General features: G+C 64.1%; 11 protein-coding genes and 2 tRNA genes. 9 read left to right on the top strand and 4 right to left on the bottom strand.

Annotated elements, in window-relative coordinates:
• The first annotated feature begins 24 nt into the window (after nt 1–24).
• The gene (locus OS914_RS12110) at nt 25–1,191 is read left to right on the top strand and encodes a globin domain-containing protein (protein ID WP_267546313.1); all 1,167 of its coding nucleotides are present in this window, start codon (nt 25–27) and stop codon (nt 1,189–1,191) included.
• 44 nt (nt 1,192–1,235) lie between these two features.
• On the opposite strand, the gene OS914_RS12115 is transcribed toward OS914_RS12110, so the two are convergent.
• Both OS914_RS12115 and OS914_RS12120 read right to left on the bottom strand, forming a co-directional pair.
• Nucleotides 1,236–1,745 (bottom strand): hypothetical protein, encoded by a 510-nt coding sequence (locus OS914_RS12115; protein WP_267546314.1) that lies wholly within the window; start codon nt 1,743–1,745, stop codon nt 1,236–1,238.
• On the bottom strand, nt 1,742–3,175 hold the full coding sequence (locus OS914_RS12120) for a phosphomannomutase/phosphoglucomutase (protein WP_267546315.1): 1,434 nt from the start codon (nt 3,173–3,175) through the stop codon (nt 1,742–1,744). The genes OS914_RS12115 and OS914_RS12120 overlap by 4 nt, the downstream gene beginning before the upstream one ends.
• Before the next feature lie 68 nt (nt 3,176–3,243).
• Here OS914_RS12120 and OS914_RS12125 point away from each other — a divergent pair, with 68 nt between their 5' ends.
• Nucleotides 3,244–5,529, top strand: coding sequence for a RecQ family ATP-dependent DNA helicase (locus tag OS914_RS12125; protein WP_267546316.1), 2,286 nt, complete (start codon nt 3,244–3,246; stop codon nt 5,527–5,529).
• A 57-nt stretch (nt 5,530–5,586) separates the two neighbouring features.
• On the opposite strand, the gene OS914_RS12130 is transcribed toward OS914_RS12125, so the two are convergent.
• Nucleotides 5,587–5,674: transfer RNA gene (locus tag OS914_RS12130), tRNA-Ser, on the bottom strand.
• Nucleotides 5,675–5,830: 156 nt separating this feature from the next.
• Between OS914_RS12130 and OS914_RS12135 the strand changes: the two genes are divergently transcribed.
• Nucleotides 5,831–7,801 carry an FAD/NAD(P)-binding protein gene (locus OS914_RS12135; RefSeq protein WP_267546317.1) on the top strand — a complete coding sequence of 657 codons (1,971 nt, stop codon included), beginning with the start codon at nt 5,831–5,833 and terminating at the stop codon, nt 7,799–7,801.
• Nucleotides 7,802–7,903: 102 nt separating this feature from the next.
• On the opposite strand, the gene OS914_RS12140 is transcribed toward OS914_RS12135, so the two are convergent.
• Nucleotides 7,904–7,994, bottom strand: a tRNA-Ser gene (locus OS914_RS12140).
• A gap of 248 nt (nt 7,995–8,242) precedes the next feature.
• On the opposite strand from OS914_RS12140, the gene OS914_RS18245 reads away from it, so the two are divergent.
• The 6 genes from OS914_RS18245 (at nt 8,243) to OS914_RS12170 (ending at nt 15,009) form a co-directional block, all read left to right on the top strand.
• Nucleotides 8,243–10,204 (top strand): 13E12 repeat family protein, encoded by a 1,962-nt coding sequence (locus OS914_RS18245; protein WP_420713945.1) that lies wholly within the window; start codon nt 8,243–8,245, stop codon nt 10,202–10,204.
• Between the two features lie 84 nt (nt 10,205–10,288).
• A complete protein-coding gene (locus tag OS914_RS12150) occupies nt 10,289–11,272 on the top strand; it encodes an NAD(P)H-quinone oxidoreductase (RefSeq protein WP_267546318.1) in 984 nt (327 codons plus the stop codon).
• Between the two features lie 97 nt (nt 11,273–11,369).
• Entirely contained in the window at nt 11,370–13,706 is a 2,337-nt protein-coding gene (locus OS914_RS12155; RefSeq protein WP_267546319.1) for a carbon starvation CstA family protein, read from the top strand.
• Nucleotides 13,703–13,930 carry a YbdD/YjiX family protein gene (locus OS914_RS12160; protein WP_420713946.1) on the top strand — a complete coding sequence of 76 codons (228 nt, stop codon included), beginning with the start codon at nt 13,703–13,705 and terminating at the stop codon, nt 13,928–13,930. Before OS914_RS12155 ends, OS914_RS12160 begins: the two co-directional genes overlap by 4 nt.
• 57 nt (nt 13,931–13,987) lie before the next feature.
• Nucleotides 13,988–14,557 carry a bacterial proteasome activator family protein gene (locus tag OS914_RS12165; protein ID WP_267546320.1) on the top strand — a complete coding sequence of 190 codons (570 nt, stop codon included), beginning with the start codon at nt 13,988–13,990 and terminating at the stop codon, nt 14,555–14,557.
• A gap of 11 nt (nt 14,558–14,568) precedes the next feature.
• Nucleotides 14,569–15,009 (top strand): hypothetical protein, encoded by a 441-nt coding sequence (locus tag OS914_RS12170; RefSeq protein ID WP_267546347.1) that lies wholly within the window; start codon nt 14,569–14,571, stop codon nt 15,007–15,009.
• Nucleotides 15,010–15,019 lie beyond the last annotated feature (10 nt).

Consider the following 15,019-nt stretch of genomic DNA (forward strand, 5'->3'; position numbering starts at 1 on the left):
AATTACCAATACCTAGGAGACCCAATGCTTTCGGATCATGGCCGCGCAATCGTTGAAGCAACAATGCCGCTGGTAGCCGAACGTCTGCCCGTCATCACCCCCAACTTTTACGCCCGGATGTTCGCTGCGCGCCCAGAACTGATGGATGGTCTGTTCAGCCGCTCCAACCAGGCCAGCGGGATCCAGCAGCAGGCTCTGGCCGGCAGTATTGTCGCCTTCGCCTCACACCTTATGGCCCATCCGGATTCCCTCCCGGAGACCGTCCTGTCCCGCATCGCCCATAAGCACGCCTCGCTGGGCATCGTTGCGGAGCAGTACCCGATCGTCTACCAGTACCTTTTTGAGGCAATCGCCGAAGAGCTCTCCGATGTGATCACCGACGAGATCGCCGGCGCCTGGAGTGAGGTCTACTGGCTGATGGCGCACGCGTTGATCAAGATCGAAAAAGGCCTTTACGCGCAGGCTGCCAATGACAAGCCCTTCTCCCCTTGGGTATTGACCAGCAAGGAGCCCGCTGGCGTGGGCTCCTTGACCTTCACCTTCGAGCCGGCGGACGAAACCCCTGTCAGCCCCTCCAGCCCGGGTCAGTTCATCACCATCAAGGTGCCCATGCCGGACGGTATACATCAGGTTCGCCAGTACTCCCTGCACTCCGATACACATGCCGCGCGTCGGGTCTTTACGACCAAGCTCGATGTCGACGGCGAGGTCTCGCCGGTTTTGCATCACACCGTTGCGGTGGGAGATGTGCTGGAGCTCTCCAACCCTTATGGCGACGTTACGCTCGGCGACGGGGACCACCCGTTGGTGCTGGCCTCGGCGGGGATCGGCTGTACGCCGACGGCCTCAATTCTGCGTTCACTGGTGGACAGCGGCTCGGACCGCGAAGTTCTGGTGCTGCACGCGGATCAGGGGCTGGAGAACTGGGCCCTGCAGAAGCAGATGAGCGCGGATGTTGAGAAGCTGGACTCGGCCGAGCTGCAGCTCTGGCTCGAGCGTCCGGAAGAAGGATACAACAAGGGGTTCATGACCCTTGCGGGCCTGGACATCCCCGACGATGCTTCGGTGTACTTGTGCGGACCATTGCCCTTTATGAAGAGCATCCGTTCACAGGCCCTGGCCTCCGGCATCCCGGCCGAACGCATCCATTACGAGGTTTTCGGTCCCGACCTTTGGCTCGCCTCAGCCTAGACCTAACGACGGTACGGGTCGGATTCGGCCGGGATAAAACCTGGTCAGATCCAGATCCGCATCTCTTCGGCCTCCCAGACCGGGTCGCTGAACGTCCATCCAGACTGTTCCGCCTCGCTCGGGGCCGCAGAATCCGGCGGCGTGTAGGCCTGCACCGCGGCGACCGATATGCCACTGCGGTGCTCGGTGACGACGTGGATTGCGTCCGTGCCCTCTTCGGGCAAATGGATGTCGCAGATGACGGCGGCCGCCCGGTGCACGTCTTTTTGCTGCCGCAGCACCTCATAGAGATCGGCGATCAGCGCATCGGCGTCCAACTCCGGTCCCTGCGCGATGTCGGGCTCCAGCGCACCGTCTTCCGGGACCACAGAGATCATCCGGATCTCGCCGTCCTCGCCCACGGCCAAGGCAACCGGCAGGAAGGCGCCATGCGCCTCCAACTGCTCCTGTGCCATGCCGATCGCGGTGCCCAGCAGTTTGTTCAGATCGTCCCGGGCAGCGTCGTCGGGCTCAATCATCCCCTCCGGTGCCTGCTCCGGCTGCTGCCCGGTCACGGCTGCCGCACCAAGGCAAGGACGTCGTCGCGCACCGAGTCCATGGTCGCGGCGTCGAGGGCTTCGGCATTGAGCCGAAGGTACGGTTCGGTATTTGAGGCCCGCAGGTTGAACCACCAGTCCCCGTTGTCCGCCGTGAAGGTTACGCCATCGAGCTCGTCGATGGTGACGCCGTCGCGCCCGTACGCCGAACGTACCCGCGCCACCGCCGCCGGCACATCGGTCACCTTGGAGTTAATCTCGCCGGAGGAAACATAGGGCTCGTACTCACGTCCCAGCTCCGACAGCGGGCCGTCCTGTTCGCCCAGTGCGGCCAGGACGTGCATGGCTGCCAGCATGCCCGTGTCCGCATTGAAAAAGTCGCGGAAGTAGTAATGCGCCGAATGTTCGCCCCCGAAGACGGCGCCCTCGGACGCCATCTGGGCCTTGATGAAGGAATGTCCCACCCGCGTGCGGACCGGACGTCCGCCGTCCGCGATGACAAGTTCGGGGACCGCGCGGGAAGTGATCAAGTTGTGAATGATGACGGGGGTCGTCTCCGGGGCGTGCATTGGCGAACCTGCCTTCGCCCGCGCGATTTCGCGGCGTGCTACGAGGGCGGTGATGGCGGAAGGGGATACGGGATCGCCCTTTTCGTCGATAACAAAGCAACGGTCGGCGTCGCCGTCGAACGCGAGGCCAATGTCCGCGCCATGGGCGACGACGGCGGCCTGGAGGTCGAGCAGGTTCGCCGGTTCAAGCGGGTTGGCGGGATGATTCGGAAACGTCCCGTCGAGCTCGAAGTACAACGGGACAATCTCGAACGGCAGGGCCGGAAGCAGTCGGCTCCCCAGTACCGCCGGCGTGGTCAGACCGGCCATGCCATTGCCCGCGTCGACCACTACTTTCAATGGCCGGGAGCCGCTTAAATCGACCAGGCTGCGCAAATATTCGGCATAGTCCCGGAGTACATCGTGCTCACTGATGCTGCCGGGGGAGCCGATGGCGGGGATGCCCTCCACGAGATACTTTTCACTGAGCTCGCGGATCTCGACCAGACCGGTTTCAGATGACACCGGGATGGCACCGGCCTTGGCCATTTTGATGCCGTTATACTCGGCAGGGTTATGGCTGGCCGTGAACATGGCTCCGGCAGCCTTGAAGGAACCACAGGCGAAGTACAGCTCGTCGGTGGAGATCAGGTCGAGGAGTTTCACGTCCGCACCCCGGGAGGTGGCGCCCTTGGCAAAAGCGGCACAGAATTCCGGCGAGGAGGGGCGCATGTCGCCGCCCACCAGCACAGTCTGTCCTGCCAGCTCCAAGACATCCACAAAGGCGGCGCCGATGGCCTCGACAATGCCGGCCGTAATCGTCTCGCCAACGATCCCGCGGACGTCGTAGGCCTTAAAAGATGCGGAAAGGTCGATCCGGGTATTCTCTGCACTAGTCACCCGACTAGCTTATCCACAAGATCGCACCAGCGGACCGCGCTGTCAGGGTGGGCTGGAATACTGAAGTGATGACGCAGCCCAGCATTCAGGACCAGCCCAGCATTCAGGACCAGCCCGGCTTCCAGGACCGGCCCGGCTTCCAGGATCGGCCCGGCCTTCAGGATCGGCCCGGCCTTCAGGATCGGCCCGGCCTTCAGGACCGGCCCGGCCTTCAGGACCGGCAGGAGGACGGTGCCTCCCGGTCCACCCGGGAACAGGCGCTGGCGCTGCTGGGCAAATTGGTCGGCTCTCCGGACGCGCAGTTCCATGATGGGCAGTTCGAAGCCATTGAAGCACTGGTGGAGGCGGGCCGGCGTGCACTCGTCGTCCAGCGCACCGGCTGGGGGAAATCCGCTGTTTACTTTGTGTCCTCCCTGTTGCTGCGGGCCCGGGGCGCCGGGCCGACCTTGATCGTTTCGCCTCTGCTGGCGCTGATGCGGGATCAGGTGGCTGCCGCAGAGCGGGCCGGTGTCCGGGCGATGGCGATTAACTCCGCCAACGCCACCGAGTGGGACCTGGTGCGTGCGGCGCTCGCAGCCGATGAGGTGGATGTGCTGCTGGTATCCCCGGAGCGGCTGACAAATCCCGCCTTCCGGGAAAACCAGCTGCCCGAGCTGATCCGCCGTACGGGCCTACTGGTAATCGATGAAGCACACTGCATCTCCGACTGGGGGCACGATTTCAGGCCTGACTACCGGCGCATTGCGGATCTGATTGCCCAGTTGCCCGCTGCCGTGCCCGTGCTCGCCACCACGGCCACGGCAAATTCCCGTGTTGTTGCCGATATTGAGGAGCAGCTGGGTACCGACGTGTTCACTATCCGTGGCGGCCTGGCGCGTAAATCCCTGCGCCTGGGCGTCCTCCGGCTCCCGGATTCGCGGGATCGGTTGGGCTGGCTGCTCACCCACTTGGCCGAACTCCCGGGGAGCGGGATCATCTATACCCTGACCGTTTCCGCGGCGGAGGATACCGCCAGAATGCTGGCCGATGCCGGCCATGAGGTCCTTGCCTATACGGGGCGCACGGACCCGATGGACCGTGAGCTGGCCGAGCAGAAGCTCAAGGGCAACCAGGTCAAGGCGCTGGTCGCGACCAGCGCACTGGGGATGGGCTTCGACAAACCTGACCTGGGCTTCGTCCTGCACCTCGGTGCGCCATCCTCCCCTGTGGCGTATTACCAGCAAGTCGGTCGTGCCGGACGCGGAACGGCGAACGCGGATGTGCTCTTGTTGCCGGGCAAGGAAGACAAGGACATCTGGCAGTACTTCGCGACGGCGTCGATGCCCTCGGAAGGGAAGGCATCGGCCGTACTCCAAGCGCTCGCCGAAGCGGGCCGGCCGGTTTCCACGGTGGCCCTCGAAGCCAGGGTGGATTTACGCCGCACACCGTTGGAATTGCTCCTGAAGGTGCTGGCGGTCGACGGCGCCGTGGAGCGGGCCGCGGGAGGCTGGCAGTCGACGGGGCGGGGCTGGGTCTACGACAGGGAACGCTACGAACGGATCGCCGCCGCGCGGGTGAACGAACAGGACTCGATGGTCGTTTACGAACAAACCGCGGGCTGCCGCATGGAGTATTTAGCCGCGGCCCTGGACGATGACACGGCCACTGCGTGTGGGCGCTGCGATAACTGCACCGGTCGGTGGTTCTCGGCGACTGTGGATGCCTCGGCTGTCTCGAAGGCGGGGGAGTCATTGCGTCGCGCCGGTGTGATTATCGAGCCGCGTGTGCAGTGGCCCAGCGGCATGGACCGGCTTGGCGTGCCGGTGAAAGGGAAGCTGAAGGCCGATGAGCAGAACGGAGCCGGCCGGGCGCTGTCACGGTTGACGGACCTAGGCTGGGGCGGAGCCCTGCGCGGGGTGTTCGCTGCAGAATCCGAAGACAGGGAGATTGACCCGGCGCTGCTGCAGGCCTGCATCGGCGTGCTTCGGGAGTGGGGGCAGACAGGCTGGGACGGCGCCGGGCGTCCCGCGGCGGTGGTGGCAGTCCCGTCCCGCAGCAGGCCCCGGCTGGTGCGCTCGCTGGCGGAGGGAATTTCCTCGATCGGGCGGCTCCCGCTGCTGGGGTCGATGGACCTGCAGCATTCCGGGCCTACCGGCCAGCGCGGCGGCAATAGTGCCTACCGGCTGGCCGGGGTCTGGGAACGGATTGCCGTCGGCCCGGATCTGGCCGGAGCGCTGGCGCCGTATGCCGGTCAACCGGTCCTGCTGATCGACGATCTGGTGGACAGCCGGTGGACGATCACCGTCGCCGGGCGGGCTTTGCGTCAGGCGGGTGCCGGCGCGGTCCTGCCTCTGGTGCTCGCCCAAGCTGGATAGAACATCTGCGGAAAGCAGAAAAGCACCCCCGAATCATCGGGGGTGCTTTTTTTGCTGCGGAGACGGGGGGATTTGAACCCCCGGTGGAGTTGTGCCCCACACTTCATTAGCAGTGAAGCCCATTCGGCCGCTCTGGCACGTCTCCAGCGCTGGCCCCGGTAGAAGCCCGAAGCCAGCTTTCCAAGGTTACCTAAAAGTGCTCTCGCAAAGCAAAACGCCGGTCCCGGTTAGGCAGCGGCATCTTGCCCGACGGCAAACCGTAGCGTCACGCGGTGAGGAAGTGGTCCATTAAGCTCGGATAATGGTTGAATCGAGCAGGCTCCGGGTGGTGATTGTAGGCGCAGGCCCCCGCGGAACGTCGCTGCTGGAGCGGCTACTGGCCCGATATGCAACGGGCACCGGCGAGCAACGCCTGGAGATCCATCTGGTGGATCCTTATCCAGCGGGACCGGGGCACGTGTGGCGAACGGACCAGTCGCGGCTTTACCTGATGAACACGCCCTCGTTCTTCCCGACCTTGATTCCAGACCACGGGTTGAGCGCCCGCCCCCTGACGGGCGGAAGTTTTGACCACTGGCGCCGGAACCAGTCTCTCTTTCCAGATGCAGAGCTCAGTGCCGCCGACGTTGCTGAGCTCAGGCAATTGGACACCGACGGTTTCCCCAGCCGCGCACTCTATGGGAGATACCTGCGCAGCACCTTTACTGCGCTCCTGGACAATGTCCCCGCCGGCGCCCGGGTTCAGGTCCATGAAACCACCGCAACCCGGATTCGGCGGGGGCGGCCGACGGCGGTGGGCAGGTTCGTCGTCGAACTCGCCAACGGCGAGGAGCTGAGCGCCGATAATGTGGTGCTCGCCTTGGGGCACTTGCCGGCACGGTTAAACGCTGCGCAACAGCGATTGGCGGACGGCGCGCGAAAATTCGGCCTCCGCTACTGGCCACCGGCCGTTCCCAATGACGTGGACTGGGCCGCAGTACCCGGCGCAGAGCCGGTCCTTGTCCGCGGGATGGGACTGAACTTTTTCGATGTTGTGGGGCAACTCACCGAGGGCCGCGGGGGACGGTTCGAACCGATGAAGGAGCAGGAAGACCGGGCGGCCAGCAGCAACGGGGAAGCGTTGAACTACGTCCCGTCCGGACGTGAGCCGCTGATTCTGGCCGCCTCCCGCCGCGGGGCACCCTACCGGGCCAAAGCCGCCGTTGCTACGTACTATCCGCAGAGCGTGGGCCTGCGCTTTTTTACCGAGGAAACCGTCTCGGCCCTGGCAGCACACGGCCTCCAGCCGGCATTCGACCAGGATCTTTGGCCGCTGCTGCACCGCGACGCGCTCTGGGCGTATTACCGGACGCTGCTCAAAGTGGATCCAAGCAGCGTCGAGCGTGCAGATTTCCTGTCCGTCCTGGACACCATCCTCTCCCGTCCTGGACGCGGAAGCGGTTGGGCGGACGACGTCGACGCGCTGGTTGCAGCGTGCGTGCCGGTATCGCTGCGGCTGGATCTGTTGGGATTGGCCCGGCCCTTCGCGCAACGGACCTTCCACACACATGAAGAGTTCGATGCGGCTATGGAGACGTATCTGCAGGCGGACGCGCGGGCCTGTGTCGCCGGGGAGGATGATCCCGTCAAGATGGCCATTGGGGTCCTGAACGCAGGACGGGCCGTGATCAAGATATTGGTGGCCGACGGCGGTATCACCGGCGAGTCATGGCTCGGCGCCCTGCGGGGCTGGTTCGAATCCTTCGTAGAAGGTCTCGCCAGTGGACCGCCTGCGCTGCGGATGGAACAGCTGGCCGCGCTGTCGCGTGCCGGCGTCGTCCGTTTTGTTGGCCCTGATCCGGTGTTCGGCATCGATCCGGCGGACGGAACCTTCACCGTCGTTTCGCCGTGGGTGAAGGCTGAGCCGCTGCGGGCACGGAATATGATCGAGGCGCTGGCACCGGCAAACCAGGTCCTTCTGAACCGCTCCCCGCTGCTGGAAGGTCTACTGGCGGACGGCTTGGCCCGACCGCGGATTATGATCGCGGCGGACGGTGAGCCGGTTGTGACGAGCGGGCTAGAGGTAACAGCTCCGCCCTACCGGTCGGTCGGTGCAAGCGGGCGGGGGACCGAAGGCCTTTACGTGCTTGGTCTCCAGCTCTCTTCCACTCAGTGGGGGACCGCGATTGCGGCGGAATCGAAGGCGCAGTACCGCAGCGGCTACCGGACCCTGCAGGACGCGGATCAGATCGCCGCGGACGTCCTGGCGCCGGCAGTGCGAGCCGTCCCGTAAGCGTTAACGCAAAAGACCGGCCGGCCGGACCATGTAGTCCAGCCGGCCGGTTCCCCTGACCAGGGCAAAAATTGTACAGGCGCTGGTTATGCGCTGTACTCGTGGCGGAAGGTGCGAGATTCGAACTCGCGGTACGGGGTTACCGCACACTGGTTTTCAAGACCAGCTCCATCGGCCGCTCGGACAACCTTCCTTACCGTTGTAGTCTTCCATATCCGCAGCTATGCCACGAAACGGCCGCAGATCCTGTTGGCGACGACGCTGGTTTCTTTGGTCGCCGACGGCCGGTCACGGCCGTTTGGGTGGTCGCCGACGGCCAGTCGGCTGGGTGGGGCCCTGCGTAACAAGGCCCCGCGACCCGCCCCCAAAACTTGCGAAGATTCCCTATCCACAGACCCATCTACTATTGTTTGTTCTAACCCCCAGGATTAGAATAGATATATGTTCGATAGCGGTAAGGCGGGTACCGGACCCAGCGAAGCAGCATACGCTCCGCCGGCACCCACCGCCACACCGGCACCGTCGACGGCGTTGGTCCCGTATCTGGCAGGCGTTGTCCCCGCCGTCGTTCCGGCGGGTGTGGCTGTTACGCCGGCCCGGTCTTGCGGTAGCCCTGCCGGCCGGGTGGATGAAGCGAAAATCCGGGGTTGGATCGCTGAACTGGCGCTGCTGGATCCGGAGGACTTCGAAGACCGGGAACGGATCGGGCTGCTCCGGGCGGACGAGGACCTGAAAGCGGCCTTATGCGCCGCGCAGGCCCGGGTCACGGTAGCCTTTGATGCCTCCCAACGCCGGGCCCAGGAAACCGCTCAGGCACTGGAGGACGCCAGGATATTAGCGAACCAACGTGCTGACCAACAAGGACCTGGACTGGGGGACCCGGATCCGGTGGCCCGTAACTTGGCCCGGCAGGCAGCGAAACGGTTGGCGGCGAAGCGGGCGGCCAGGCTCACGGACAGCATCGGGGCGCAAATCGCGTTGGCAAGACACGAATCCCCCACGAAAGGAAACCAGCTCCTGGGCCTGGCTAAAGTCCTCGCCACGGAGATGCCCCACACGTTCACAGCCCTCGCGACCGGGAAACTCAACGAATACCGGGCAGTCCTGCTCGTGAAGGAAACCGCGTACCTATCCCTAGATGACCGCAAAGCCGTAGACACCGAACTCGCCGCCGACACCGGGACCATGACAGGAATGGGCTACCAGCGCGTTACCGCGGAAGCGCAAAGGATCGCGTACCGGCTGGACCCGGTCTCCGTGCTGGCCCGGAACGTGAAAGCCGTCAACGACCGGCACGTGAGCCTACGCCCGGCCCCGGACGCGATGGTCCGGCTTTCCGCGCTCCTGCCCGTCGCCGAAGGAGTCGGAGTGTACGGCTCCCTGTCCCGGGAAGCGGACACCCTCCACGCCGGTGGAGACCCCCGCAGCCGCGGACAAATCATGGCCGACACGTTAGTCCACCGTGCCACCGGGACCCCCTGCGGGATCACCGGGATCAACCTCCACCTCGTCATAACCGACAGGACCCTGTTCCAAGGCGACAGCGAACCCGCCCACCTCACCGGCTACGGCACCGTCCCGGCCCACTGGGCCAGAAACCTCCTCCAACACGGACAAAACAGGACCACCGACACAATTGCTGCGGCACCGGCGGACCCGGCATTCCGGGTCTGGATCCGCCGCCTCTACACCGCCCCCGGCACCGGGCACCTCGTCGCCATGGACTCCAAAAAACGGCTCTTCCCGCCCGGGCTACGCAGATTCATCATCACCCGAGACCAAACCTGCCGGACCCCCTGGTGCGACGCCCCGATCCGGCACATCGACCACATCATCCCCCACCACAACCAACAAAAACCACCACCCCGGCAAAAACCACGGCCCAGCCGGCGGCGGACAGACCAGCGAACCCAACGGCCAAGGACTCTGCGAACGCTGCAACTACCGCAAAGAAACCCCCGGCTGGACCTCCACCCCACACCCCCGAACCCCACCAGGAACAGAACCAACCACCGGATCACCCCCACGACACACCGTCATAACCACCACACCCCTGGGCCACGTCTACACCTCCACAGCACCCGCACTCCCCGGCACCAACAGGATGGCCTGTGCCGAAGGAACTTGAAGCAGCGCCGCGACGCAAAAAACCACTTCCACGGCCAAATGCTCCCGACACCCGTTCACCTCACGGCGCGAAAGTGCATCCGGCGCAGGGGGGCTTCTATTCTCCGGAAACCGGCGAAGTCTGAAGCAGTCCACCAGCCACACCAGACACTTTTGGGCATGCTTCCGATCTGGTCGGCATCCTGGGCAGCTGGCACAGCGGCTGAGGAGATTGGCAGCCATCACGTCTATGCTGTGAAGGCTGCCCGTACGCCTCATAGGTCTAAGGCCGCATAGTCACCTATCTGACGAGCGGCTATGACGCGCGTAGCTCGCAGTAACGTGACAGCAAGAAATTAGGCATTACAAGTGGAGGGTGACATGAAGGCGATCGGTATCAAGGCTCCGGGCGGACCTGAAATGTTGGAACTGCGCGAGGTTCCGGCCCCCGTCCCCGGGTCTGGCGAGGTGCTGATCGACGTTGTGGCCGCCGGAATTAACCGGGCAGATGTCCAGCAGCGGCGCGGGTTTTATCCTCCTCCGGCTGGGGCCTCGGATATCCCTGGGCTTGAGGTGTCAGGGCGGATTGCCGGCTTTGGACCCAATGTTGCTAAGGCATTCTCCAAAGGCGACAAGGTGGTCGCGCTGCTCTCCGGGGGCGGCTACGCACAGCAGGTGGCGGTGTCGGCGGAACAGGTGCTGCGTATCCCGGCCGGAATCGACGTGGTCACGGCGGCCGCCCTGCCCGAGGTCGCGGCCACGGTGTATTCGAATCTGTTCATGACCGCCCAGCTGCAGGCCGGCGAAACTGTCCTGATCCATGGGGGTACCGGTGGCATCGGTGTCATGGCCGTCCAGCTGGCGAAGGCGTTGGGTGCAACCGTGGCGGCGACCAGCGGCAGCGAGGAAAAGACCAGCACGTTGACGGCCTTCCTCGGAGCGGATATCGCCATAAATTATCGCGAACAGGATTTTGTCGAGGTGCTGCGCGAGCGGACCGGGGGACACGGAGCCGATGTCATCCTGGATGTGGTGGGTGCAAAGTATCTGAAGCGCAATGTGGAAGCCCTCGCGCAGTACGGGAGATTGGTCATAATCGGTCTCCAGGGCGGGACGACGGCGGAACTGGACTTGGGCATGCTGGTCTCCAAGCGGGCCGCCATCATCGGTACCACGCTCCGGGCCCGCCCGACGGAGGAAAAGGGCGCCATTATGAACGCCGTCCGCGATCACGTCTGGCCGTTGGTGAGTAATGGAAAGGTTAAGACTCTGGTGAATAAAACCTTCCCGCTGGCCCAGGCGGCGCAGGCGCATGCGTACTTTGATTCCAGTGAACACATGGGCAAGGTCCTGCTGACCGTGTAGGGGATCGGCCGTGCTTGCGGCCGCCCCGGCGTTCCTTGCTACGCTCTACGGGAATGAAGCCGATGCCAAGACTTCAAAACCTTCTCAAGGGAGAGACATGAGCAAGCGATCTGTGCAACGAGAACCAGGGCCTGGCGTCCTGGTCCAGGACCCTAACCTTCCGCCTGTGGCGGTCGACGTCGCGGCGGAGGAACAGGCGCACCGATGGACTCCGCTGAAAATCGCCGTTTGGGTGGCCATCGCCCTGCTGGGCGGGATCGCGTGGGTGGTGCTCGCCGTTGTCCGCGGAGAAACCGTAAACGCAATCTGGTTCGTTTTCGCGGCCGTTTGCACGTATCTGATCGGCTACCGCTTCTACTCCAAATACATTGAGAAGCACCTGCTCCGTCCCAACGACAAACGGGCCACGCCGGCGGAGTACAAGGCCGACGGCAAAGACTTTGTTCCGACAGACCGCAATGTCCTCTTCGGACACCATTTTGCCGCCATTGCCGGGGCCGGACCGTTGGTGGGTCCCATCTTGGCGGCGCAAATGGGGTATCTGCCGGGTACCATCTGGATCATAGTCGGCGTCGTCCTGGCCGGCGCTGTGCAGGATTATCTGGTTCTGTTCTTCTCCATGCGCCGCGGTGGCCGCTCACTGGGGCAGATGGCCCGCGAGGAACTTGGCGTGGTCGGCGGGATGGCGGCCCTGATTGCCACCTTGCTGATCATGATTATCATTGTGGCCATTCTGGCCCTCGTCGTGGTGAACGCCTTGGGTGAAAGCCCTTGGGGGGTCTTTTCCGTCTCGATGACCATCCCGATTGCGCTGTTCATGGGCCTGTACCTGCGGTTCTGGCGTCCGGGCAAGATCATGGAGGTTTCCATCATCGGCTTCGTGCTGTTGATCGCGGCCATCATCGGCGGCGGCATGGTCTCGCACAACGAGTGGGCCTCGGCCTTCTTCCATTTGGACCGTACCACCATCGCCTGGGGCATCATTGTTTACGGTTTCATCGCCGCGATCCTGCCGGTCTGGTTGCTTCTGGCACCCCGGGACTACCTCTCCACCTTCATGAAAATCGGCACCATCCTGATGCTGGCGTTGTCGATCGTGCTGGTCCGGCCCGAAATTAACGTCCCGGCGTTCAGTGAGTTCGCGGGGAGTAGTAATGGCCCCGTCTTTGCCGGTTCCGTGTTCCCGTTCTTGTTCGTCACCATTGCCTGTGGGGCACTATCGGGCTTCCATGCGCTGATCGCTTCCGGCACCACACCGAAGCTGATCGAGAAGGAACGCCAGAGCCGGTTCATTGGTTATGGCGGCATGCTGATGGAATCCTTCGTGGCCATCATGGCCCTCGTCGCCGCACTGTCCATCGACCGTGGCATCTATTTCGCCATGAACGCCTCCGGGGCGGCTACCGGAGGAACCGTTGAGGGCGCGGCGGCCTTCGTGAACTCGCTCGGATTAACCGGTGTGCATGTGGACCCGGCGACGCTTGCCCAGACCGCATCCAACGTCGGTGAGACAAGCATTGTCTCGCGGACCGGCGGCGCCCCTACGCTCGCCGTCGGCCTTGCCCACATCATGCATCAAGTAGCGGGCGGTCCCGCACTGATGAGTTTCTGGTATCACTTCGCCATCATGTTTGAAGCATTGTTCATCCTGACGGCAGTGGACGCAGGGACCCGGGTTGCGCGCTTCATGCTGCAGGATTCCATCGGCAACTTTATTCCCCGCTTCAAGGACACGTCCTGGCGCGTAGGGTCCTGGGTCTGCACCGCGATCATGGTCGCCGGCTGGGGTGCCATCCTGATCATGGGCGTCACGGATCCGCTCGGCGGCATCAATACACTGTTCCCGCTGTTCGGCATCGCTAACCAACTGCTGGCGGCCATCGCGCTGGCGGTCTGCCTTGCCATTGTGGCCAAGCGCGGCAACTTCACGTACCTGTGGATCGTTGCCGTGCCGTTGGCCTTCGTCGCGGTGGTCACCATCGTGGCGTCCTTCCAGAAGATCTTCTCCACGGTTCCTGCGGTCGGCTACTGGGCGCAGCACAACGCGTTCCAGAACGCGCTGGACGCTGGGAAGACCTCCTTCGGAACGGCCAAGTCGGTCGCAGCGATGGAGGCCGTGGTCCGCAATACCTTCGTCCAGGGGACTCTGTCGATCATCTTCGTGGTGTTGTCCATCATCGTCATCGCCGCCTCTGTGCTGGTCACGTGGAAAGCCTTTAGCCAGGATGCGGCGACGCTTATGGGGGACGCAACGGAGGACAAGGCCGTGCCCGCGCGGATCTTCGCCCCGGCCGGTTTCCTCGCCAGCAAGGCGGAAAAGGACGTGCAGGCGCAGTGGAGGGCGTACGACGGCGGCCGTGCAGCGGGTGCCATGACTGCTGCGGGTGCGGCAGCGGCCGGGCCGGAGTCCGCCACGGAGCAGGCAAGGCGGTGACTACGCGAGCTGTGACCATGCGAGCGGTGACCATGCAAACTCTCGCCACCGGGCTGGAGCACGTTGTGGCCTATGCCAAGGGCGTCCTTGGGGAGGATGCCTACGAGAAGTATCTGGCGTATCACCGGAGGGTCCACGGCGATGCCGTGCCGATGACGGTGAAGGAATTCTGGCGGGATAAAACTGACCGCGAAGGATCCAATCCGCAGGGACGCTGCTGCTGAATCCGCAGCCGTCATGCCCCGCCTGGCTGGCCGGGCGGGGCATGAGAGTATGAACGCATGAGTGATGATGCTGATGTTCCTGTCGAGGAACAAGCCTTAAGCGGTGTGACGGAGCAGGTAAAGCCGCCGCAGCTTGGGGATCTGGTGGACGAACCTGCCAAGGTGATGCGGATCGGCACCATGATCCGGCAGCTCCTTGAAGAGGTCAAAAGCGCGCCTCTCGACGAAGCTGCACGGACCCGTCTGGCACAGATCCATGAGCGCTCTATCAGGGAACTGGAAGACGGCCTGGCCCCTGAACTCGTCGACGAGCTGCATCGGATACGCTTGCCCTTTTCTGAGGACGCGAAGCCCTCGGAATCGGAATTGCGCATCGCGCAGGCGCAGCTGGTGGGCTGGCTGGAGGGACTCTTCCACGGAATTCAGGCGGCCATGGCAGCACAGCAGTTGGCTAATCAGCACACCGCTGCGCAGCTGCAAATGCGTCAGCTCCCGCCCGGGACTATCCTGGCCCCCGGCGTCGTCGTCGGCGAAAACGGCGAGCCGCAGCGGGCCCCCACAGGAGCGCGCCAGGCCAGCGGCCTTCGCCACGACGAGCCCGGCCATGGCCCGGGCCAGTACCTCTGACCGCGGGGGCAATTGTGCTGTTTGCAGCGGCCAGACAGGGCCGTAAGGACGACGCCGAACTCGGCAACGGTGTGTGGCGGCGGGCCCACGATCGCTTCCGCCGCGGCCTGGACCGGTTTCATCAGATGCTCGAAGGCATCGAGGATCGGGACGTTCACGCTGGTGTAGTCCCGACCGCAAACGCTCTTGCGGATCTGCTGCCGCGGGTGCGGGCGCTCTGCACAGCCGCCCAGACGCGGGCGCCGAGTGCCAGCATGGACATCCCGGCCAGTGCGGGCGGTTACCTCAACGACGTTCACCGTGAACTTACCCGCGCCGGCAACGCCCTGGCCACCGCGGCCGAAGCCGTCGCCTTGGTTCGGCTGAATGCGGGCCCGATCGCCGCCGTCGAGCGCCGCGCATCCACCGTGCACCGGCACGTCGACGAGGCAGAGCGGCTTTTGGACCGCTGAAGATCAGCAT

The organism is Arthrobacter endolithicus, assembly GCF_026627425.1.
Lineage (GTDB): Bacteria > Actinomycetota > Actinomycetes > Actinomycetales > Micrococcaceae > Arthrobacter_M.